Origin of the sequence: Pseudomonas sp. REP124 (genome assembly GCF_020164475.1) — a bacterium.
In the GTDB taxonomy this organism is placed as follows: Bacteria; Pseudomonadota; Gammaproteobacteria; order Pseudomonadales; family Pseudomonadaceae; genus Aquipseudomonas.
Map to the genome: position 1 here is coordinate 1 of NZ_JAIQWX010000011.1, position 19581 is coordinate 19581.

General features: G+C 58.4%; 23 protein-coding genes and 1 tRNA gene. 5 read left to right on the forward strand and 19 right to left on the reverse strand.

All coding sequences use genetic code 11. The features are described from left to right. Positions 1-42 precede the first annotated feature (42 nt). Positions 43-1980: a bifunctional 5-dehydro-2-deoxygluconokinase/5-dehydro-2-deoxyphosphogluconate aldolase gene (locus tag K9857_RS04625; protein ID WP_224533699.1), complete on the reverse strand. Its 1938-nt coding sequence runs from the start codon at positions 1978-1980 to the stop codon at positions 43-45. A 310-nt stretch (positions 1981-2290) separates the two neighbouring features. On the opposite strand from K9857_RS04625, the gene K9857_RS04630 reads away from it, so the two are divergent. Together K9857_RS04630 and K9857_RS04635 are read left to right on the forward strand one after the other, a co-directional pair. Further along, positions 2291-3211, forward strand: coding sequence for a MurR/RpiR family transcriptional regulator (locus K9857_RS04630; protein WP_224533700.1), 921 nt, complete (start codon positions 2291-2293; stop codon positions 3209-3211). A 113-nt stretch (positions 3212-3324) separates the two neighbouring features. Next, on the forward strand, positions 3325-4440 hold the full coding sequence (locus tag K9857_RS04635; RefSeq protein ID WP_224533701.1) for a Gfo/Idh/MocA family protein: 1116 nt from the start codon (positions 3325-3327) through the stop codon (positions 4438-4440). Positions 4441-4523: 83 nt separating this feature from the next. On the opposite strand, the gene K9857_RS04640 is transcribed toward K9857_RS04635, so the two are convergent. Both K9857_RS04640 and K9857_RS04645 read right to left on the reverse strand, forming a co-directional pair. Further along, on the reverse strand, positions 4524-4712 hold the full coding sequence (locus K9857_RS04640) for a hypothetical protein (RefSeq protein ID WP_224533702.1): 189 nt from the start codon (positions 4710-4712) through the stop codon (positions 4524-4526). 93 nt (positions 4713-4805) lie between these two features. Continuing rightward, positions 4806-5015, reverse strand: coding sequence for a hypothetical protein (locus K9857_RS04645; RefSeq protein WP_224533703.1), 210 nt, complete (start codon positions 5013-5015; stop codon positions 4806-4808). Positions 5016-5274: 259 nt separating this feature from the next. On the opposite strand from K9857_RS04645, the gene K9857_RS04650 reads away from it, so the two are divergent. Then, positions 5275-5592: a YceK/YidQ family lipoprotein gene (locus tag K9857_RS04650; RefSeq protein ID WP_224533704.1), complete on the forward strand. Its 318-nt coding sequence runs from the start codon at positions 5275-5277 to the stop codon at positions 5590-5592. An 84-nt stretch (positions 5593-5676) separates the two neighbouring features. Here K9857_RS04650 and K9857_RS04655 read toward each other — a convergent pair whose 3' ends face one another. The 10 genes from K9857_RS04655 to thrS all read right to left on the reverse strand — a co-directional run bounded on the left by K9857_RS04655 (position 5677) and on the right by thrS (position 14061). Beyond that, positions 5677-6222 carry a hypothetical protein gene (locus K9857_RS04655; protein ID WP_224533705.1) on the reverse strand — a complete coding sequence of 182 codons (546 nt, stop codon included), beginning with the start codon at positions 6220-6222 and terminating at the stop codon, positions 5677-5679. Between the two features lie 381 nt (positions 6223-6603). Next, positions 6604-6680, reverse strand: a tRNA-Pro gene (locus K9857_RS04660). A gap of 90 nt (positions 6681-6770) precedes the next feature. Next, a complete protein-coding gene (locus K9857_RS04665) occupies positions 6771-7127 on the reverse strand; it encodes a MerR family transcriptional regulator (RefSeq protein WP_003179985.1) in 357 nt (118 codons plus the stop codon). Next, positions 7108-7410 carry an integration host factor subunit alpha gene (ihfA, locus tag K9857_RS04670; protein ID WP_002553164.1) on the reverse strand — a complete coding sequence of 101 codons (303 nt, stop codon included), beginning with the start codon at positions 7408-7410 and terminating at the stop codon, positions 7108-7110. The genes K9857_RS04665 and ihfA overlap by 20 nt, the downstream gene beginning before the upstream one ends. Positions 7411-7413: 3 nt before the next feature. After that, positions 7414-9795 (reverse strand): phenylalanine--tRNA ligase subunit beta, encoded by a 2382-nt coding sequence (gene pheT, locus K9857_RS04675; protein WP_224533706.1) that lies wholly within the window; start codon positions 9793-9795, stop codon positions 7414-7416. 26 nt (positions 9796-9821) lie between these two features. Next, the gene (gene pheS / locus K9857_RS04680; RefSeq protein WP_110967418.1) at positions 9822-10838 is read right to left on the reverse strand and encodes a phenylalanine--tRNA ligase subunit alpha; all 1017 of its coding nucleotides are present in this window, start codon (positions 10836-10838) and stop codon (positions 9822-9824) included. Between the two features lie 109 nt (positions 10839-10947). Further along, positions 10948-11304, reverse strand: coding sequence for a 50S ribosomal protein L20 (gene rplT / locus K9857_RS04685; protein WP_007905879.1), 357 nt, complete (start codon positions 11302-11304; stop codon positions 10948-10950). Between the two features lie 28 nt (positions 11305-11332). Next, positions 11333-11527 carry a 50S ribosomal protein L35 gene (gene rpmI, locus K9857_RS04690; RefSeq protein WP_002553160.1) on the reverse strand — a complete coding sequence of 65 codons (195 nt, stop codon included), beginning with the start codon at positions 11525-11527 and terminating at the stop codon, positions 11333-11335. Positions 11528-11587: 60 nt separating this feature from the next. Continuing rightward, complete coding sequence (gene infC / locus K9857_RS04695; RefSeq protein ID WP_178076697.1) at positions 11588-12139, reverse strand: translation initiation factor IF-3; 552 nt, start codon at positions 12137-12139, stop codon at positions 11588-11590. Further along, a complete protein-coding gene (gene thrS / locus K9857_RS04700) occupies positions 12139-14061 on the reverse strand; it encodes a threonine--tRNA ligase (protein ID WP_110967417.1) in 1923 nt (640 codons plus the stop codon). The genes infC and thrS overlap by 1 nt, the downstream gene beginning before the upstream one ends. Before the next feature lie 372 nt (positions 14062-14433). Between thrS and K9857_RS04705 the strand changes: the two genes are divergently transcribed. Both K9857_RS04705 and K9857_RS04710 read left to right on the forward strand, forming a co-directional pair. After that, positions 14434-14736 carry a hypothetical protein gene (locus K9857_RS04705; protein WP_224533707.1) on the forward strand — a complete coding sequence of 101 codons (303 nt, stop codon included), beginning with the start codon at positions 14434-14436 and terminating at the stop codon, positions 14734-14736. A gap of 291 nt (positions 14737-15027) precedes the next feature. After that, positions 15028-15240, forward strand: a complete 213-nt coding sequence (locus tag K9857_RS04710) for a cold-shock protein (RefSeq protein ID WP_003179963.1) — start codon at positions 15028-15030, stop codon at positions 15238-15240. 70 nt (positions 15241-15310) lie between these two features. Here K9857_RS04710 and K9857_RS04715 read toward each other — a convergent pair whose 3' ends face one another. The 6 genes from K9857_RS04715 to K9857_RS04740 form a co-directional block, all read right to left on the reverse strand. Next, positions 15311-15631 carry an I78 family peptidase inhibitor gene (locus tag K9857_RS04715; protein ID WP_224533708.1) on the reverse strand — a complete coding sequence of 107 codons (321 nt, stop codon included), beginning with the start codon at positions 15629-15631 and terminating at the stop codon, positions 15311-15313. A 150-nt stretch (positions 15632-15781) separates the two neighbouring features. Further along, positions 15782-16087 (reverse strand): hypothetical protein, encoded by a 306-nt coding sequence (locus K9857_RS04720; RefSeq protein ID WP_224533709.1) that lies wholly within the window; start codon positions 16085-16087, stop codon positions 15782-15784. A gap of 64 nt (positions 16088-16151) precedes the next feature. Then, on the reverse strand, positions 16152-17180 hold the full coding sequence (locus tag K9857_RS04725; RefSeq protein ID WP_224533710.1) for a nucleoside hydrolase: 1029 nt from the start codon (positions 17178-17180) through the stop codon (positions 16152-16154). A gap of 37 nt (positions 17181-17217) precedes the next feature. Further along, positions 17218-17622, reverse strand: a complete 405-nt coding sequence (gene rbsD, locus K9857_RS04730; RefSeq protein ID WP_224533711.1) for a D-ribose pyranase — start codon at positions 17620-17622, stop codon at positions 17218-17220. Beyond that, on the reverse strand, positions 17619-18536 hold the full coding sequence (gene rbsK, locus K9857_RS04735; RefSeq protein ID WP_224533712.1) for a ribokinase: 918 nt from the start codon (positions 18534-18536) through the stop codon (positions 17619-17621). The genes rbsD and rbsK overlap by 4 nt, the downstream gene beginning before the upstream one ends. Before the next feature lie 24 nt (positions 18537-18560). Further along, the gene (locus K9857_RS04740; protein ID WP_224533713.1) at positions 18561-19580 is read right to left on the reverse strand and encodes a LacI family DNA-binding transcriptional regulator; all 1020 of its coding nucleotides are present in this window, start codon (positions 19578-19580) and stop codon (positions 18561-18563) included. Position 19581 lies beyond the last annotated feature (1 nt).

Sequence of the window (19581 nt, forward strand, 5' to 3'; positions counted from 1 at the left end):
AGGCTCGCTCCCACAGGATCAGTGTTCATGTATCTGAAATGTTCAGCTCCGGGCACTGCGCCAGGCATCGATCAGTTCAACGAAGATGCCTTGCACCTGGCGGATCAGCGTTTGATCGTCGATCTCACCGGCCAGCCACGCGCGGCTCGGCTCCTGGAAGATCGTGCGGCCCACGGCGAAACCGCGACAGGTCCGGCTCTTGCTGGCTTGCGCAAACCCTTCGGCCAACGCCGTCGCCGGAGCGTTCAAGCCCAGCAACACCACGCCACGGCAGTACGGATCGCGCTCCTGAATCAAATCGTCCAGTTGCTTCCACTGCTCGGCACTTTGCGCTTCGATCTTCCACCACGCCGGGTAGATGCCCAGGTTGTAGAGTCGCTTGAGCGCGCGATACAGCACGTCCGGGTGCGTCGAGGGGTGGTCCTTGGGCGGGATGATTTCCAGCAGCAGTTCATGACCGCTGACTTGCGAGGCCTGGTACAGCCCCTTGATCTGGGCCTCCTGCTCAAGGCGCAACAGGGGCTCGTCGTCGGGATGGAATTGCACCAGGCATTTGATGATCTGCTCCTGTGGCCAGGCAATCAGATTGCTGCCGATCGATCGCCCGTGTTCGAACGCCAGCGGTCGGGAGCCCTGGACCTCCACAGGCCGCGCCACCCACCAGCCACGACCGGTGGCGGCGTTCAGCGAGTCCTGACCGAATCGCTGGTCCGCCAACAGGCCGACGTCAGCCTCGATGCCCTGTTCGCGCAAATCGCTTTCGACCCGTTCGACGGCCGTAATGAACAGTTGCTTGAGTTCGCAGATAGCGTTGAGATCGCGCCCGCCCTTTTGCGCCAGCTCCACAAGTTGCCGGCGATGATCGAAGGCGAAAATGAACAGTTGCTTCCATTGTTTGCGCGGCACGCTGACCTGATGCAGGCGTTGCAGGGTGGCGTCCTGATCCGGTCGCGTGATCGGCACCGGGCTGCTGAACAGATAATCGAGTTCGGCGCGGGTCGGCATCGCCGGAGCGCAGGCATGGCGTGAAACCACCAGGCCACCGCAGGCATTGGCCAACTGGCAGCAGCGCTCATCGCTGGCATCCTCCAGCCAACCACTTAGAAAGCCCGACATGAAGGCATCCCCGGCGCCCAGTACGTTCAGCACTTCGACTCGCACGCCAGGATAAATCGCACCGTCTTCGAGCCGTTGTGGAATCGCCCCGTGAATCACTGTGCAACCTTGCGCACCGAGCTTGACCACCAGGGTCGCTTCGCTCAATCGGCGGACATTGCGCAGTGCGGTGAGCAAATCCCCGGCACCGCCGGCGATCAGGAACTCTTCTTCGGTGCCGACAATGAGATCGAAGCGCGGGAGGATTTTCTGCACGTGCTGGCTGACGCTCTGGTCGGCCACAAACCGGGTTTCGCCGTCAGCCTTGCCGGCAAGCCCCCACAACACAGGGCGGTAGTCGATATCCAGAATCCGTTTGACGTTGTGTTTGTGCGCATATTCCAGCGCCTGGACGCTGGTCTTGTAGACGCCGTCGGTGGAGAAATGCGTGCCGGTGATCAACAAGGCCTTGCTGGAGGCGATATAGGCTTCGCTGATGTCTTCGGCGCGCAACGCCATGTCGGCGCAGTTTTCACGGTAGAACACCAGCGGGAAGGTTTCGCGGTCCTTGAGACCGAGCAGCACCATTGCCGTCAGGCGCTCGTGATCGACCTTGACGGCGCTGATGTCGCATCCCTCCCGAGCCAGGGACTCCAGCAAGAAGCGTCCCATGTGATCGTCTCCCACCCGGCTCAGCATCGCCGATTTGAGCCCCAGGCGCGCGGTGCCGAAAGCGATGTTGGCGGACGATCCACCGAGGTATTTGGCGAAACTGCTCACATCCTCCAGTCGCGCCCCGACTTGCTGCGCGTAAAGGTCGACGCCAAGACGCCCCAGGCAAATCAGATCCAATTGACGTCCACTGGCAAAACGAGTCTGGCCCATGCTGGCTCCTGTTGTTTTTATCAGCCTGCGTTCACGACGATCAACGTGTCGCACACGCTTGGTGGAATCAGACTAAAACGAGCGGAAACGATAAATCAATAATTATTCCAATTATTTTTTACGTGGAATATTTTTTCCAATAGACTTCGATTCAAGCCAAGCTGGCGCGGTGCATCGTTTCAGCAACCGAGCCCTGCCCGCAAGCTCAAGATTTTGTCCGGGCCTAGCCTGTAGACTGCGCACAGCCAACCTATTGTCAGGGGACGACGCACAGCATCGTCCCCATAAGAACAAGCCAGAAGGATTCCCTATGTCCCGCACCGATCAGCCGGCTTCGACCGAGAGCACGTCAGACAGCGATCTCGTCAGCCCCCCGATCAACGCCGAGCGCCTGTTGCAACTGATCACCAACGAATACGAAAGCCTGCCACGCCAGCTCAAAAGCATCGCCAGTTACATGAGCCAGCAAAGCGATCGGATCATGGTCGACCGCATCAGCGACATCGCCCGCGAGTGCGAAGTACACCCGTCAGCCATCGTGCGGTTCTCCCAGCGCTTCGGCTTCAGCGGCTTCAGCGAAATGCAGGCGCTGTTCCGCGAGGCGTATACCCACAAAACCACGCCGGTGCAGAACTATCAGCAGCGCATTCGCAGCCTGATTGCCAACAAGTCGCAGAAAGCCAGCGGCGGCGACCTGGCGCGCGAGTGCATCGATGCCACCCTGTCGGGCATCGAACGGCTCGGACAGGAACTGGATGACCAGGCTTTCGAAAAGGCTGTGGACCTGGTGGTCAATGCCGACAACATCTACGTGGTCGGCGTGCGTCGCTCGTTCGCGGTCGCCGACTATCTGGTCTACAACCTGCAGCACACCAACAAGCGCATCCACCTGGTGTCGGGCCTGGGCGGCACCTATCGCGAGCAGATGCGCAGCGTGCGCGCCAACGACCTGGTGATCGCCATCAGCTTTACCCCGTACGGCAAGGAAACCCAGCACTGCCTGCGCATCGCCCAGCATCATCAGGCGAAAACCCTGATCATCACCGACAGCAATCTCTCGCCTCTGGCCAAACGCGCCAACACTCTGCTGCTGGTCAACGAAGGCAGTTCGTTCGCGTTCCGTTCATTGAGTGCGACTCTGTGTCTGTGCCAGGCGCTGTTCATCGCCGTGGCCTATCGACTGGAACTGAAGGTCGATGAGATTCACGAGCAGGTGGGGTTCGAAGACTGAAGAGGTGGAACATTGAATGACGTTTTGTAAATATTTTTTCTATTAATTGAATAGAGGGAATTTTTATTCTACAAATGAGCCTTCTGAAACTGAACATTCAAAAGGCTCCCGTCATGCGCGAACTCGGAATCGGACTTATCGGTACAGGCTTCATGGGCCGTGCCCACGCCCTGGCTTTCCGCAACGTCAGTGCGGCATTCGAACTGCCCTTCACAATTCGCCTCGCCGCGCTGGCCGACGCCAACCCGACCCGCGCGCAAGCCTGCGCCCAGGCCTGGGGCTTTGAGCAGGCCTATGCGGACTGGCAGCATTTGATTGACGACCCGAAAGTCGACCTGATCGCCATCACCACCCCCAACCATTTGCACTACCCGATGGCGATGGCCGCGATTGCCGCGGGCAAGCCTGTGTACTGTGAAAAACCGCTGTCGGTGAGCCTCGAACAGGCCAACGCCATGCACCTGGCGGCCAGAAATGCGGGCTTGGTCACCCGTGTCGGTTACAACTACCAGCACAATCCCATCATCGGCCTGGCCCGGGAACTGATCCTGAGCGGTGAACTCGGCGAAATCGTCAGTTTTCAGGGCGAATTCAGCGAAGACTTCATGGCCGATCCCGCATCACCCTGGTCGTGGCGCTGCGAGGCGGGGCACGCGGGCGGCGCGCTGGCGGATCTGGGCAGCCACTTGCTGGCCATGGCGCGCTATCTGCTCGGCGAGGTGGAAGCGGTTTGCGCCCAATTGCAGACCGTCCACGGTCAGCGTCCGGCCACAGCCGGGAGCCAGGAACTGCGTGCCATTGCCGTCGACGATCAGGTCCATGCATTGCTGCGTTTTACTCGCGGTGCCAGCGGCACGTTCAGCAGCAGTTGGCTAAAGCACGGCTACAAGAATCACCTGAGTTTCGAGATCAGTGGCACCCGGGGCACCCTGTCATTCGATCAGGAACGCTTGAATGAACTACGTCTGTGTCGCGTCGGACAGGAGGGTTTCCAGCGATTGCTGGCCGGCCCGAACCTGCCCGGTTACGCCGCGTTCAGTCCCGCAGCGGGGCATCAGCTGGGCTACAACGAGTTGAAGACGCTGGAAGTGCACGAGCTGATCATGGCCTTGGCCGGTCAAGGACAGACCGGCACCGATTTCGAGCAGGCCTTTGAAGTGGAACGATTGGCGACGGCGATTCGTCTGGCTGCGCGGGAGGAGCGCTGGGTGAAAGTCAGCGAGGTGTGATGGTTGATGAGTTACCAGCGCAGCCGGACCCATCGATCAAGCATGCGGGAAGAATGACCGCATGCCTGATCGATCCAGAGCATTCAATCCGCCATCGCCATTCTGAGTGCAACCGAAGCCTCAAGCAGCTTGTGCGCCTGAATCGAGACCGCCTCCGCCAACTCATCGTTTCCTGCTTGTTTGAACGTCGCAGCCAAATCCAGCAGCTTCCCGATCTCCGTCTCAATCGTGCGAACGGATTCTCCTACCTGGTATCGGAGTGAGTGAGCCATTTCCATCCTTCCTGTGAGCAAATCGCCCGGAAGACTACATCACGTTGGATCGTTCAGTGCAGACATCACCCGACTCGCGACCCAACCATCTGTTCAGTGGAGCGTCAACGCCCTGCGACTCTCACCAATCCTGATCCTGTCCAACGCCCGATTCAGCGCATCCAGGGCATCAAGCAACGCCTTCGCCTCGGCCTCGCGTCCGTTGCCCCAGAGACGTTCGGCCATTGTGTTCAAAGCCTGGATGGCGCGCTCGATTTCGGCGGCAGTGGCGGGTGGTGGGGGTTTTGTGAGTTTGTTTGGCATGGTCGAAGTTTCCGGAAGACGGTTTGTGACGACTTGGAACGTCGCATGATTGAGCTGGAACCGGGGGCATTTCGGATGCCTCGTTGACGACTTTCTGCTACCCCATATGATCGCCCGCTGAATCGTGAAGTGATCTCTCCAAGTGCCACTGCTGTAGCAACTGGCATCACTTTACCCCAAGCATGAAGAGGTCCATTAGATGGCGAGGCAATGGGACTGCAAATTATCATTCATGCCCGAACCGAAATGGATGACACGCATGAAGCTATGGATCGCAGTTTGTCTCGCCGCGGCAGTATCAGGTTGCGGCACCATCAAAACGCTGACGGACGAGGAAGGCGCCAGCGACAACCTGGCAAGGTGGAAGTCAAATTGCCAGACTATCCCTCGCGCCTACAGCGGCGCCGCTTATCAATTCTGCAATTTGAATGGACCAGCCCGGTCGGGCCCTCACTGGGCCGCACCGCCCATTGTTCTGGACATGGCAGTTTCCGGTATTGCAGACACGATTCTCCTTCCTTACACCGGCTATCTGCAGTATGAGCAAGGCGACATTCAGATTCGTCGAAGGCAATAGGTATTCAGGGAGGTGAGGCTTAAGCGTTTTTTAGACATGAAAAAGCCCAACCTTTTCAGATTGGGCTAGTCATTGAACATCAGCTTACTTAGCTTTAGCGCTCTTGATATCGCTGATGATTTGCTGAGCGATAGCTTCAACCTGCTCCTTGGTCATGGCTGACATGATTCCCTCCCAAGCAGACGACGAAGTGTCGTAAGTCCGAGTGCCAATAAGGCGTCCCGACTTAATATCTGAATAATCCGCGCTGGAGTTAACCCAGGCGTTACCGACCATCACGCCCGCACCATAGCGCGCACCCGGGGTGATGTATCGAAAGTTGGTCACGTTGATCCTGATGCCTACGCCGTCTTTGTCAGCGGGGATAGAAGCTTTAGTATCCAGAAGGCTATAGCCAGCACGAGTTGCTTCGTTGTGCAGAGCTTCGGTCCACTCTTGCTTCAGACGAGGCCAATCCTCATTCTGCTGAACCTTGTTGTTACCTTGGAAATTTACAATCAGGTTGTGTTTAGCTGATTCAGGAATGGCAAGCGACTCGGTGCCACCGCTTTTCACTTTGGCCGCACAGCCGCTCAGCAGCGATACGCCAATAAAGCACGAGGCGACGAATAGGGTTTTAGTGATTTTCATAGAATTTCCATATCCTGAAAAGCGTGCATGCGCACGATCAAAAGATCTCTGACAGATCGGTTCAGCAGAGAGGTGGAGCTGCGCGACTTTAGCCAATCCTGATTCGATCCACTCCCCCGATATGGTGCATTCAAAGCACCGAGAGATGCTTCGTCCCGGTTCTCGACCATCGTTCGGTCTGTTGTTCGGTGCCCTGGCTGGACAGAACTGTATCGGAGCCTCCACTCACCACGAACACGTTTGAAGCAAACAAAGTGTCAGCGACTGAATCAGGTGGGCCAGCTCTGGCCATTCTGAGGAGGAAAACAGAATCCCCTGCAAAATTCCCTGCACATGAAAAAGCCGAACTGATGAGAGTTCGGCTAAGTCATTTGAAAAATATGGTCGGGACGGAGTGATTCGAACACTCGACCCCTAGCACCCCATGCTAGTGCGCTACCGGACTGCGCTACGCCCCGACTAGGCGTGAAACCTGTTCTTCACCTCGAAGAACGCTCAAGAATATATCGCAAGCTTTTGAAAACTGGAAGTATTTAAAAGCAGTAATTTTATTTCTTGAGGACCACCAGAACATCTTCGAGCTCAGCGATCATCTGGCGGATCATTTGTTTGTATTGCGTGGTGTCGTCTTTGGCTTCATCGCCGGACAAGCGCAGGCGTGCGCCGCCGATGGTGAATCCTTGATCGTAAAGAAGCGCGCGGATCTGCCGGATCATCAGCACGTCCTGGCGCTGATAATACCGGCGGTTTCCGCGGCGTTTGACGGGGTTGAGCTGAGGAAACTCCTGCTCCCAGTAGCGCAGCACGTGTGGTTTTACCGCACACAGCTCGCTGACTTCACCAATGGTGAAGTAGCGTTTGCCTGGGATGACGGGAAGCTCGTCGTTATGACTTGGTTCCAGCATAAGCCTCAACTCGGGCCTTCAACTTCTGCCCTGGACGAAAGGTGACCACACGGCGAGCCGTGATTGGAATTTCTTCCCCGGTTTTCGGATTGCGGCCAGGCCGCTGGCGTTTGTCCCGCAGGTCGAAATTGCCGAAACCGGACAATTTGACCTGCTCGTTGTCTTCAAGAGCGTGCCTGATTTCCTCGAAAAACAGTTCGACCAACTCCTTGGCTTCCCGCTTGTTCAGGCCCAGCTCTTCATACAGACGTTCCGCCATCTCAGCTTTCGTCAAAGCCCCCATACGTCACTTCCTTAACGTGGCGTTCAACCTTTGTTCGAGCGAGGTGAGGATGTTTTGCGTTGTGGAATTCACCTCATCGTCATTAAGAGTGCGCGATGGATGCTGCCAGGTCAAGCCGACGGCGAGGCTTTTTCTATCAGGATCAATGCCTTTACCCTGATACACGTCAAATAGCCTGAGGTCTGTCAGCCATTCGCCTGCATTTTCACGGATTACGTCCAGTACAGCCGAGGCTGCAACGTCCTGGTGTGCAATCAGTGCAAGGTCACGACGCACTTCAGGAAAGCGTGACAACTCGTGGAATTTCGGCATTTTGCCCGACGCCACTTCCGCCAGAACCAGCTCGAAAACGAAAACCGGACGATCCAGACCCAGGGTTTTCGACAATTCAGGGTGGATGGCGCCGACGAAACCGACCAGACGACCTTCGCGTTCGATGCGCGCGGTTTGACCCGGGTGCAGCGCCGGGTGCTTGCCCGGTACGAAAGTGAACGCATCCAGTGCACCGGCGAAGCCCAGTACCGCTTCCACGTCAGCCTTGACGTCGAAGAAGTCGACCACGTCGCGACCTTGCGCCCAGCCTTCCGGCAGACGGCTACCGCAAACGACACCCGCCAGCATCGGCTCTTGCTTCAAGCCTTCCAGCTGACCCACGAAACGCAGACCGCTCTCGAACAGACGAACGCGATCCTGTTGACGGTTCAGGTTGTGCTGCAACGCCTTGACCAGACCCGGCCACAGCGACGAACGCATGGCCGCCATGTCGTTGGAAATCGGGTTGGCCAACAGCAACGGCTCGACACCCGGGTTGAACAGCTCGAACTGTTTCGGATCGATGAAGCTGTAGGTGATCGCTTCCTGATAGCCACGGGCAACCAGCAGACGACGCAGCTCGGGCAGATCGCTGCGGGCTTCAGCCTTGGCTTGTGGCGCCAGACGCGCTTGCGGGTAACGAACCGGCAGACGGTTGTAGCCGTACAGACGAGCCAGTTCTTCGATCAGGTCGACTTCCAGGCTGATGTCGAAGCGATGACTCGGCACTTCCACGCGCCACTGCCCTGCCCCTTCAGCCGTGACGACCAGACCCAGACCGCTCAGCAGGCTTTCGACTTCAGCCGAATCCATTTCCATGCCCAGCATCTGGGTGATGCGCTGGGCACGCAGGGTGACCGGGGCAACTGACGGCAAGTGCTGCTCGCTGACGGTCTCGATGATCGGGCCGGCTTCGCCACCGGTGATTTCCAGCAGCAGGCCAGTGGCGCGCTCCATGGCTTCACGGGCCAGCTGCCAGTCCACGCCACGCTCGTAACGGTGCGAGGCATCGGTGTGCAGGCCGTAGGAACGGGCCTTGCCAGCGACGGCGATCTGATCGAAGAAAGCGCTTTCCAGGAAGATGTCGCGCGTGGTCGCGGTGTTGACGCCGCTGTGCTCGCCACCCATGACGCCGGCAATCGCCAGAGCGCGGGTGTGGTCGGCGATCACCAGCGTATCGCTACGCAGACTGACTTCCTGACCGTCGAGCAGTACCAGCTTCTCGCCTTCTTCGGCCATGCGCACACGGATGCCGCCGTTGATTTCGGCGAGATCGAAGGCGTGCAGCGGTTGCCCCAGCTCGATCATCACGTAGTTGGTGATGTCGACGGCAGCGTCGATGCTGCGCACGTCGGCACGACGCAGACGCTCAACCATCCACAGCGGGGTTGGCTTGGACAGGTCGACGTTACGGATCACACGACCCAGGTAACGCGGGCAGGCAGCAGGTGCCAGCACTTCGACCGGACGCACTTCGTCGTGCGCAGCCGGTACCGCGTCAACGACGGGACGAGTTACCGGAGCGGCGTACAGTGCGCCGACCTCACGGGCCAGACCCGCCAGCGACAGGCAGTCGCCACGGTTCGGGGTCAGGTCGACCTCGATGCTGGCATCGTCCAGTTTCAGGTATTCACGGATGTCCTGGCCCACTGGCGCATCCGCCGGCAGTTCCATCAGGCCATCGTTGCCCTCGCCCACTTGCAGTTCGGCTTGAGAGCACAGCATGCCGTTGGACTCAACGCCACGCAGCTTGGCTTTCTTGATCTTGAAGTCGCCCGGCAGTTCGGCACCGAGGGTGGCGAACGGGATCTTCAGGCCTGGCCGCACGTTTGGCGCGCCGCACACGACCTGGAAAGTCTCCGAGCCGTTGCTGACCTGACAAACACGCAGCTTGTCGGCATCAGGGTGTTGTTCGGTGCTCAGCACCTCACCCACGATCACGCCGCTGAATTCGCCGGCGGCCGGAGTGACGCTATCGACCTCGAGACCGGCCATCGACAGACGAGCAACCAGCTCATCGCGACTTACCTGCGGGCTAACCCAGCCACGCAGCCATTGTTCACTGAATTTCATCCTGCTCTCCTAAGAATTCGTTACGACTAGCGAAATTGCGCGAGGAACCGCAAGTCGTTGTCGAAGAACAGACGCAAGTCGTTCACGCCGTAACGCAGCATGGCCAGACGCTCGACGCCCATGCCGAAGGCAAAGCCCGAAAACTCTTCCGGGTCGATCCCGGACATGCGCAGCACGTTCGGATGAACCATGCCGCAGCCCATGACTTCCAGCCAGCCGGTCTGCTTGCACACACGGCAGCCTTTGCCGCTGCACATCACGCATTCCATGTCGACTTCAGCCGATGGCTCGGTGAACGGGAAGTACGAAGGACGGAAACGCACGGCCAGCTCTTTTTCGAAGAACACGCGCAGGAATTCTTCGATGGTGCCTTTGAGGTCGGCGAAATTGATATCGCGATCGACCAGCAGGCCTTCGACCTGGTGGAACATCGGCGAGTGGGTGATATCTGAGTCGCTGCGGTACACACGGCCTGGGCAGACGATGCGGATCGGCGGCTGTTTCGATTCCATGGTGCGGACCTGTACCGGCGAGGTATGGGTGCGCAGCAACATGTTGGCGTTGAAATAGAAGGTGTCATGCATCGACCGGGCCGGGTGGTGGCCTGGGATGTTGAGCGCCTCGAAGTTGTGATAGTCGTCTTCGACTTCCGGGCCTTCGGCGATGCCGTAGCCGATGCGGGTGAAGAACTGCTCGATACGTTCCAGAGTCCGGGTAACCGGATGCAGACCGCCAGAGGTCTGGCCGCGGCCAGGCAGGGTCACGTCAATGGATTCGGCGGCGAGCTTGGCCGCAAGATCGGCCTCCTCGAACAACGCCTTGCGCGCATTGAGAACCTCTGTGACACGCTCCTTGGCAACGTTGATCAGCGCGCCGACTTGTGGGCGCTCTTCTGCCGGCAAATTCCCCAGGGTCTTCATCACCTGAGTCAATTCACCCTTTTTGCCAAGGTAGTGAACCCGGATTTGCTCCAGGGCATTGATATCTTCAGCGCTTTGCACAGCCTCTAGTGCTTGCGAGACGAGCGCGTCCAGGTTTTCCATGTACAGACTCCAGATACGAAATAGGGGAAGAGCTTGAAGGCTCTTCCCCTATTTATGACGTTTAACACCTGACCCCACAGAGGTGAGGTCGGGTGACTGTCGGGGGTACTTAAGCCAAGGTGGCTTTAGCTTTCTCGACAATCGCAGCAAACGCCGCTTTTTCGTTCACTGCCAGATCAGCCAGAACCTTACGGTCGATCTCGATGGACGCTTTTTTCAGGCCGGCGATGAAACGGCTGTAGGACAGACCGTTGATACGAGCACCAGCGTTGATACGAGCGATCCACAGAGCGCGGAACTGACGTTTTTTCTGACGACGGTCACGGTAGGCGTATTGGCCTGCCTTGATTACCGCTTGCTTGGCAACACGGAATACGCGCGAACGAGCGCCGTAGTAGCCTTTAGCAAGTTTCAGAATTTTTTTGTGACGCTTACGGGCAATGACGCCACGCTTTACACGAGCCATGAGTTACTTCCTCTATTCTTGACTAAAATTAACGAAGGCGCAGCATGCGCTCGACTTTTGCCACGTCGGACGGATGCAGCAAGCTGCTACCGCGCAGTTGACGCTTACGCTTGGTCGACATTTTGGTCAGGATGTGGCTCTTGAAAGCGTGTTTATGCTTGATGCCGTTAGCAGTTTTCAGAAACCGCTTAGCTGCACCACTTTTGGTTTTCATCTTTGGCATGTTCGGATACTCCGCATTCAGTTGATAAACATAATCAGAAGGCCTGCCGTGCCCTGTTGATTATTTCTTCTTTTTCGGGGCGATGACCATGATCAGCTGGCGTCCTTCCATCTTAGGATGCTGTTCGACCGAACCGTACTCGAGCAAGTCACCTTCAACTCGCTTGAGGAGTTCCATCCCCAGCTCCTGGTGGGCCATCTCACGGCCGCGGAATCGCAAGGATACCTTGGCCCTGTCCCCGTCACTCAGGAAACGTACCAGGTTGCGTAGTTTTACCTGGTAATCCCCTTCCTCCGTCCCTGGACGAAACTTGATTTCTTTTACCTGAATCTGCTTCTGGTTCTTCTTCGCCGCTGCAATCTGTTTCTTCTTTTCGAAGATCGATTTGCCGTAGTCCATCACCCGGCAAACAGGCGGGACTGCGTCAGCGGAAATTTCTACCAGATCAAGCTTGGCTTCTTCAGCAATACGAAGCGCTTCATCAATCGAGACGATGCCAATCTGCTCGCCGTCAGCGCCAATTAACCGAACCTCGCGTGCCGAGATATTCTCGTTGATCGGGGCTTTCGGTGCAGTTCGTTTATCTTGTCTCATATCACGCTTAATAATAATTACTCCGAATCTTGGCGACCACGCCGGGAAACCGCTTGCGCGAGGAACTCGGAGAATTGGGCGACGGGCATCGAGCCCAGGTCAGCACCTTCACGAGTGCGCACAGCGACAGTCTGCGTCTCGACTTCCTTATCTCCAATAACCAAGAGATAGGGAACCTTGAGCAAGGTATGCTCGCGGATTTTAAAGCCGATCTTTTCATTTCTCAAGTCAGACTTGGCACGAAACCCGCTTTCGTTGAGAGTTTTTTCTACCTGGGCGACAAAATCTGCCTGTTTATCAGTGATATTCATCACCACAGCCTGCGTCGGCGCGAGCCACGCAGGGAATGCACCCTCGTAGTGTTCGATCAGAATTCCGACGAAACGCTCGAACGAGCCAAGAATCGCCCGGTGCAACATCACCGGATGCTTGCGGCTGTTGTCCTCGGATACGAACTCGGCACCCAGACGGACAGGCAGGTTGAAATCGAGCTGCAGGGTACCACACTGCCAGACACGGCCCAGGCAATCTTTCAGCGAGAATTCGATCTTCGGACCGTAGAACGCACCCTCACCCGGCTGCAGATCGTACGGCAGGCCCGCGCTATCGAGGGCTGCGGCCAGGGCAGCTTCGGCGCGATCCCACAACTCGTCGGAACCGACGCGTTTTTCCGGACGAGTGGACAGCTTCATCTCGATGTCCTTGAAGCCGAAGTCGGCGTAGACATCCATGGTCAGCTTGATGAAGGCGGCAGATTCGGCCTGCATCTGCTCTTCAGTGCAGAAGATGTGAGCATCGTCCTGAGTGAACGCACGCACGCGCATGATGCCGTGCAAGGCACCCGATGGCTCGTTACGGTGGCAGGCACCGAATTCGGCCAGGCGCATCGGCAGCTCGCGGTAGCTCTTCAGGCCCTGGTTGAACACCTGCACGTGGCAAGGGCAGTTCATTGGCTTGATGGCGTAGTCGCGGCTTTCCGACTCGGTGGTGAACATGTTGTCGGCGTAGTTGGCCCAGTGGCCGGACTTTTCCCACAGGCTGCGATCAACGACCTGAGGCGTCTTGATCTCGAGGTAGCCGTTGTCGCGCTGCACCTTGCGCATGTACTGCTCGAGCACCTGATACAGGGTCCAGCCGTTCGGGTGCCAGAACACCATGCCCGGCGCTTCTTCCTGGGTGTGGAACAGGCCCAGGCGCTTGCCGATCTTGCGGTGATCGCGCTTTTCCGCTTCTTCGATGCGCTGGATGTAGGCGGCCAGCTGCTTCTTGTCAGCCCATGCGGTGCCGTAGACGCGCTGCAATTGCTCGTTCTTGGCATCGCCGCGCCAGTAGGCGCCGGACAGCTTGGTGAGCTTGAAGGATTTCAGGAAGCGGGTGTTCGGCACGTGCGGGCCACGGCACATGTCGACGTATTCTTCGTGATAGTACAGGCCCATGGCCTGTTCATTCGGCATGTCCTCGACCAGACGCAGCTTGTAATCTTCGCCACGGGCCTTGAACACTTCGATCACTTCGGCGCGCGGAGTGACTTTCTTGATCACGTCGTAATCTTTCTCGATCAGCTGCTGCATGCGCTGCTCGATCGCCGCCATGTCGTCCGGAGTGAAAGGACGCTCGTAGGCGATGTCGTAATAGAAGCCTTCGTCGATGACCGGACCGATGACCATTTTGGCGGTCGGGTACAACTGCTTGACCGCATGGCCAACCAGGTGAGCGCAGGAGTGACGAATGATCTCCAGCCCCTCTTCATCCTTTGGCGTGATGATTTGCAGCGTAGCGTCGCTGTCGATGATGTCGCTGGCGTCGGCCAGCTTGCCATTGACCTTGCCGGCCACGGTGGCCTTGGCAAGACCCGCACCGATGGATGCGGCGACCTCGGCGATGGACACCGGGTGGTCGAATGAACGTTGACTGCCGTCGGGAAGAGTAATAGTTGGCATGGCGCCTCCTCTCCTAGTGGTGACCCCTACCAAAGGTCACGTGGGTTGGGATGAGCCAGTACAAGATCCGATCCAGGCCATTCAATGACGAACGCCTGCCTTACAGCGGCAGGAGCCTTGCGGCCAACCGGAAACCGAACCAGAGTGACTGGGATTCAAATCAGGATTATTCGGGTTTCTGCCGCGGCCGGGACTGAAGGTCGACCGGCGCCTGCAAGCGCCCGAGCGCAGCATCCTAGCACAGATGAACGGTCGTGGCGGCGCGAAGGTTGGCGACGGCGCAAATCCGGCGTTTTTATGCCAGAGTGATGAACTAGATCGCCGCTTTACCCCTCAGATAACAAGACATTGACCCACAAGGAGCATCCCGGCATGCGTCTGAATCGTTTATTCGCTGTAGTCGCACCTATCGTTCTGTCGCTACCGCTGGCCGCCCACGCCGACTGGCCCAAGGGCGAGCGCGAGAAGTATATGGCGCAGTGCACCCAGGCTGCCGAGCAACAGATCGGTGCAGCCGCGGCAAAAGCCCACTGCGCTTGCGGGGCCGACGCGATCAAATCGTACCCGGCCAAGGACCTACAGGCCCTGATGGACAACCAGGCCAGTGACGCCCTGAAACAACAGGCCCTGACCCAGATCAGCAAGTGCAAGGCCAACAATCCGGCGAAAAAATAAGCCTGACCGAGCCTGCAAACGGGTTTTCCGAGGGGAAAAAGTCCCGGAAAGGTCATTTTTCCTGTGATTTATGCAGGTTTTACAGCTTTTTTTATCGTCTTTACGTTCGGCTGAAAGCCTTTTAAAACGGGGCTTTCAGCGATAACGGGCAACAAAGAATGTGCGACTGTAGGGCAAACAGCTGCCTCGGGGGGCTCCCAAAGCGAACATTTCGACTATGATACCCGGGTGTGCCCAGTTGGCCTGAGCAGCACAGTACTACTGAAAATATATGTTTCTTGGAGATACACCATGTCTAATCGCCAAACCGGCACCGTTAAATGGTTCAACGATGAAAAAGGCTTCGGCTTCATCACTCCTCAAGGTGGCGGTGACGACCTGTTCGTACACTTCAAAGCTATCGAAAGCGACGGTTTCAAAAGCCTGAAAGAAGGCCAAACCGTATCCTTCGTGGCTGAGAAAGGCCAAAAGGGTATGCAAGCTGCTCAAGTTCGCCCAGAGTAATTTCCAGGCGCACTAAAAAACCCCGTCCATGTGACGGGGTTTTTTGTGGGTGATGCAAACGTCCGGATGATCAGCCGCAGTTGACGCGGATCACGACCCGACTGGCATCGGTGTTGAGGTTCAGACGGTCGGAACGGTATTCCAGCGTGATCATGTCGTTAGGCTGGAGGAACCGGGCCATTTGCGCACCGGAACGGGTACGCGCCTGCTCCAGCAGTTCGGGCGAAGCCTGTTTGCCAACGGCAAATTCGGCCGCCTTGGCCTCACAACGGCTATGACCCGAGTCAGTCGTCGTTTCAGGGTTTGTGGTCGACTCGGATGTACCCGTGCTGCAGCCCGACAGCATGGCAACGGCCAACAAAGCACCCAATGACGCGAACTTCCAAGGCATGAAGCCTCCTTATTTCCAGAGATAAGCTGAGATCTTGCGACCGCCAATACGGCGATTGGTTTCACAGGCCGTTATCGATGATAAACGGCGAGTTTGCCTGACCATCGCCCCGCCCTTCACACTGCAATCGTGACTGAATATGAACAGCGCTCAATAGACGTCGATATAGTCGAACGCCGGCTTGGGCCAATTCTGCTTCAGCGCATTGAAAATCTGCATGACCCAGACCTCGTCGCTGGCGGCGACCCGGCCGACATAACCCGAGCCCTTGGCCCAGGTTTCCAGGCGAAACAGCAAGCCATCGATATCGGTGCCGCCGACGACTCCCGATGAAATATAGGCGATGCCACCCTTGGTCACACGCAGTTGCGTGTGCTCATTGTCGCTGGCCGACGCGAGCATTTGACGCACGGCTTCAAGGGTCAAGCCGTCAGGGTTGTTCAGATCGATCTGCACAGCGCAATCCTTGAAAAGTCCTCAAAGACCCAGTGTCGCATAGCGGACCCGGCATAAGAACCTGCTACTTCAACCGCGCCAGACGCTCCACCAGCAGATCGAAGAAACCATCGGCATCGCCGCCCTCGACCCAAAACGCATTTTTCGGCGCCCTGAGGCCGTCGTGCCAGTCGACGATGGTCTGGCCGAACGCCGGGCCCTCACTGCTATCGACCACCACGTTCACCTCGCGCCCGGTGAACAACTGGGGCTTGAGCAGATAGGCGATCACCGTCGCGTCATGCACCGGGCCACCCGGAATGCCGTAGTGCGCCATGTCGGCTTTGATGTAGTCATTGAGAATATCGACCACCAGCTTGCTGGCGTGATTGTTCAGCGCAGCGATCTTGTTCAGGCGAGCTTCGCTGGTGAGGATCTTGTGGGTCACGTCCAGCGACAGATAGGTCAGTTTGACGCCACTCTTGAGTACCACCTCGGCCGCCTGCGGATCGGCGAACAGGTTGAACTCGGCCACCGGCGTGATATTCCCGCCGTTGAAGTGCGCACCGCCCATGATCACCACTTCCTTGATGCCTTGAACGATGCCCGGCTCCTGGATCAATGCGAGCGCCAGATTGGTCTGCGGCCCGAGCATGGCGATGGTGATGCTGTGAGGCTTGGCCGCCATCAGCGTATCGATCAGATAATCGATGGCGTTGCCTTCCGCCAGGCCTTTTTTCGGTTCATGGACAGGCACGCCCGACAGCCCTTCCACGCCATGAATGTTCTCGGCGTAGATGGGAGTGCGCATCATCGGTTTCTTCGCGCCGGCGTAAACCGGCACGTCCTCGCGCCCTACCCACTCCCGCGCCAGCCGCGCATTACGCGAAGTCTTGTCCAGGCGCACGTTGCCGGCAACGGTGGTCAGCGCACGAATGTTCAGCTCCTGCGGCGAGGCCAGCGCGAACAGCAAGGCCACCACATCGTCGGCACCAGGATCGGTGTCGATGATCAGATCGATTTTTTCCGCCGCATGGGCGCCAGTGGCGGTCATCAGGGACAAAAGCAGCAGACTCCGAAACAGGTGATGCAGTTTGCGGGCACAACGATACATGGCGCACTCCTTGCGCAAAATGGAAAACAACAATCCGTCAGAACGTCACTCCGGCGACCAGCACGATGTTGCAGTACGGCTGGCATTCACCGGTGCGCACAACCGCTTTTGCTTGTCGACTGAGCACCTTGAACTGCTCGTGACTGAGCAACTCGCGCCGACCCAGCGCACCTTCGACATTCAGCTCGTCCAAGGTCACCAGGGCCGTCGGTTTCTTCTGCAGGATTTCCTCGGCCAGGACATGGCTTTCGACCTGCATTTCGCTGAGCACGACCTTCAGGGTGCCGATGAAATCCGGTACGCCATGGGTCAGGGCAAGGTCGATCAGTTCAACGCCCGGCGGCACGGGCAGCCCCGCGTCGCCGATCACTACTTTGTCGCCGTGGCCGAGGGAGGCGATCAGTCGCGACAACGCGACGTTGAGCAAGGGAGTCTTTTTCATGGTGTATTGAACGCCTGGACTTCGGACAAGGTAGGAATCGAGGGTTGCGCGCCAGCCCGGGTGACCGACAATGCGGCGGCGACCTGCCCGAAACGGATCGCCTCGGCTTCACTTTTACCGCTGGCCAACGCGGCAGCGAAACCACCGACAAAGGTATCGCCCGCGGCGGTGGTATCGACCGCCTTCACCGTCGGCGCAGGAGAATGCTCGAAGCGCTGGCCATCGGCGAACAGCGCGCCCTGGGCACCGAGGGTGATGATCACTTTGCCGGCGCCCATTTCGATCAGGCGCGTCGCGGCTGTTTCAGCCGTCTCCCGGGAATCCACCGGCAGGCCGCTGAGTGCCGACGCTTCGCTCTCATTGGGAATCAGGTAATCGATGTTGGCGTACCAGTCCGCCGGTAGTGGACCGCTGGCCGGCGCCGGATTGAGGATCACGGTCTTGCCCAGCTCCCGACCGCGCTTGAGCGCGTGGCCCACGGTGGCATAAGGGACTTCCAGCTGGCAGATGATCACATCGGCAGCCTGCAGGACCTGATCAAAGCATCCGATCAGGGCTGGGGTCAGTTCGCCGTTGGCGCCAGCCACGATCACGATCGCATTCTGGCTGTTGTCGTCGACCACAATCAGCGCCACGCCGGTGGAACCGGCCACGGTGCTGACCGCCTGGCAATCGATCTGCTCGGCCATCAAGGCCGCGCGAAGCTCGGCGCCATAGGCATCGCTGCCCACACAGCCGACCATCGACACTTGCGCTCCCAGTCGCGCGGCGGCCACGGCCTGATTCGCCCCCTTGCCGCCCGATACCGTGGCGAACGACTGGCCGATCAGCGTTTCACCGCCTCGCGGCAGCCGTGGCGCCCGGGTCACCAGGTCCATGTTCAGGCTGCCTATCACCACTACTTTTGCTGGCATTTCTCACTACTCATTCATTCGGTTTTAGCGGTATTCGGTGAACACACCGGCCAGCGGCGCAGTCGATTCGCGCATCACGATGCTCGGCGTCACGATTCGTTGCTCGGTAGCCAGGGCCGGCGTGGCGATCCGGCGCAGCAGCACGCCGGCGGCCATCTCGCCGAGTTGCAGGATCGACTGCCCCACGGTGGTCAATGCCGGGTAGACATAACGGCTCATCTGGATATCGTCGAAGCCGATCACCGACAGTTCCGTCGGGACGCGGATGTTGCGTTCGGCGGCGGCCCGCAAAACGCCGATACCGATCATGTCGTTGGCGGCGAAAATCGCACTCGGCGGCTTGCCTTCCAGCAACGTAGCGGCAGCGTTGTAGCCGCCGGTGCTGGTGAAGTCGCTTTCCACCATGCGTTCGGCGGGCACTTTCAGCCCCGCGTCTTTCAATGCCCGGCAAAAACCGGCCAGACGCATCTGCGCCACGCTGGTGGCTGCAGGACCGCTGATGGTGGCGATGTCGCGATGGCCCAGCTCCAGCAGATGCCGAGTCGCCAGGTAGGCACCGTATTCGTGATCGATCCGCACCAGATCGGCATCGACGCCTTCCAGTCCGCGGTCGACGATCACCATCGGCGTACGCACACCCGCCAGGCCTTCGGCCAATCCGCTATCGCCGCCGGCTGATGCAACGATCAGCCCGTCGATGCGCTTTTCCAACAACACGCGCAGATAGCTGCGTTGCTTGTCCGGGTCGTCGTCGGAGTTGCAGAGGATCACGCAATAGCCGTTGCGCTCGCAGTAGTCCTCAATGCCCCGGGCCAGTTCGGCGAAGTACGGGTTGAGACTGTTGGGCACCAGCAAACCGATGGTGGCCGTGGTTTTGGCCTTGAGCGACCGGGCAACCGCGCTGGGCACGTAGTCGAGGGTCTTGATCGCGGCCTCGACCTTGATCCGCACCTCTTCGCTGACCGGCCGGGTCTTGTTCACCACATGGGAAACCGTGGTGTAGGAAATCCCCGCCAGTGCCGCCACATCTTTGATTGTTGCCATG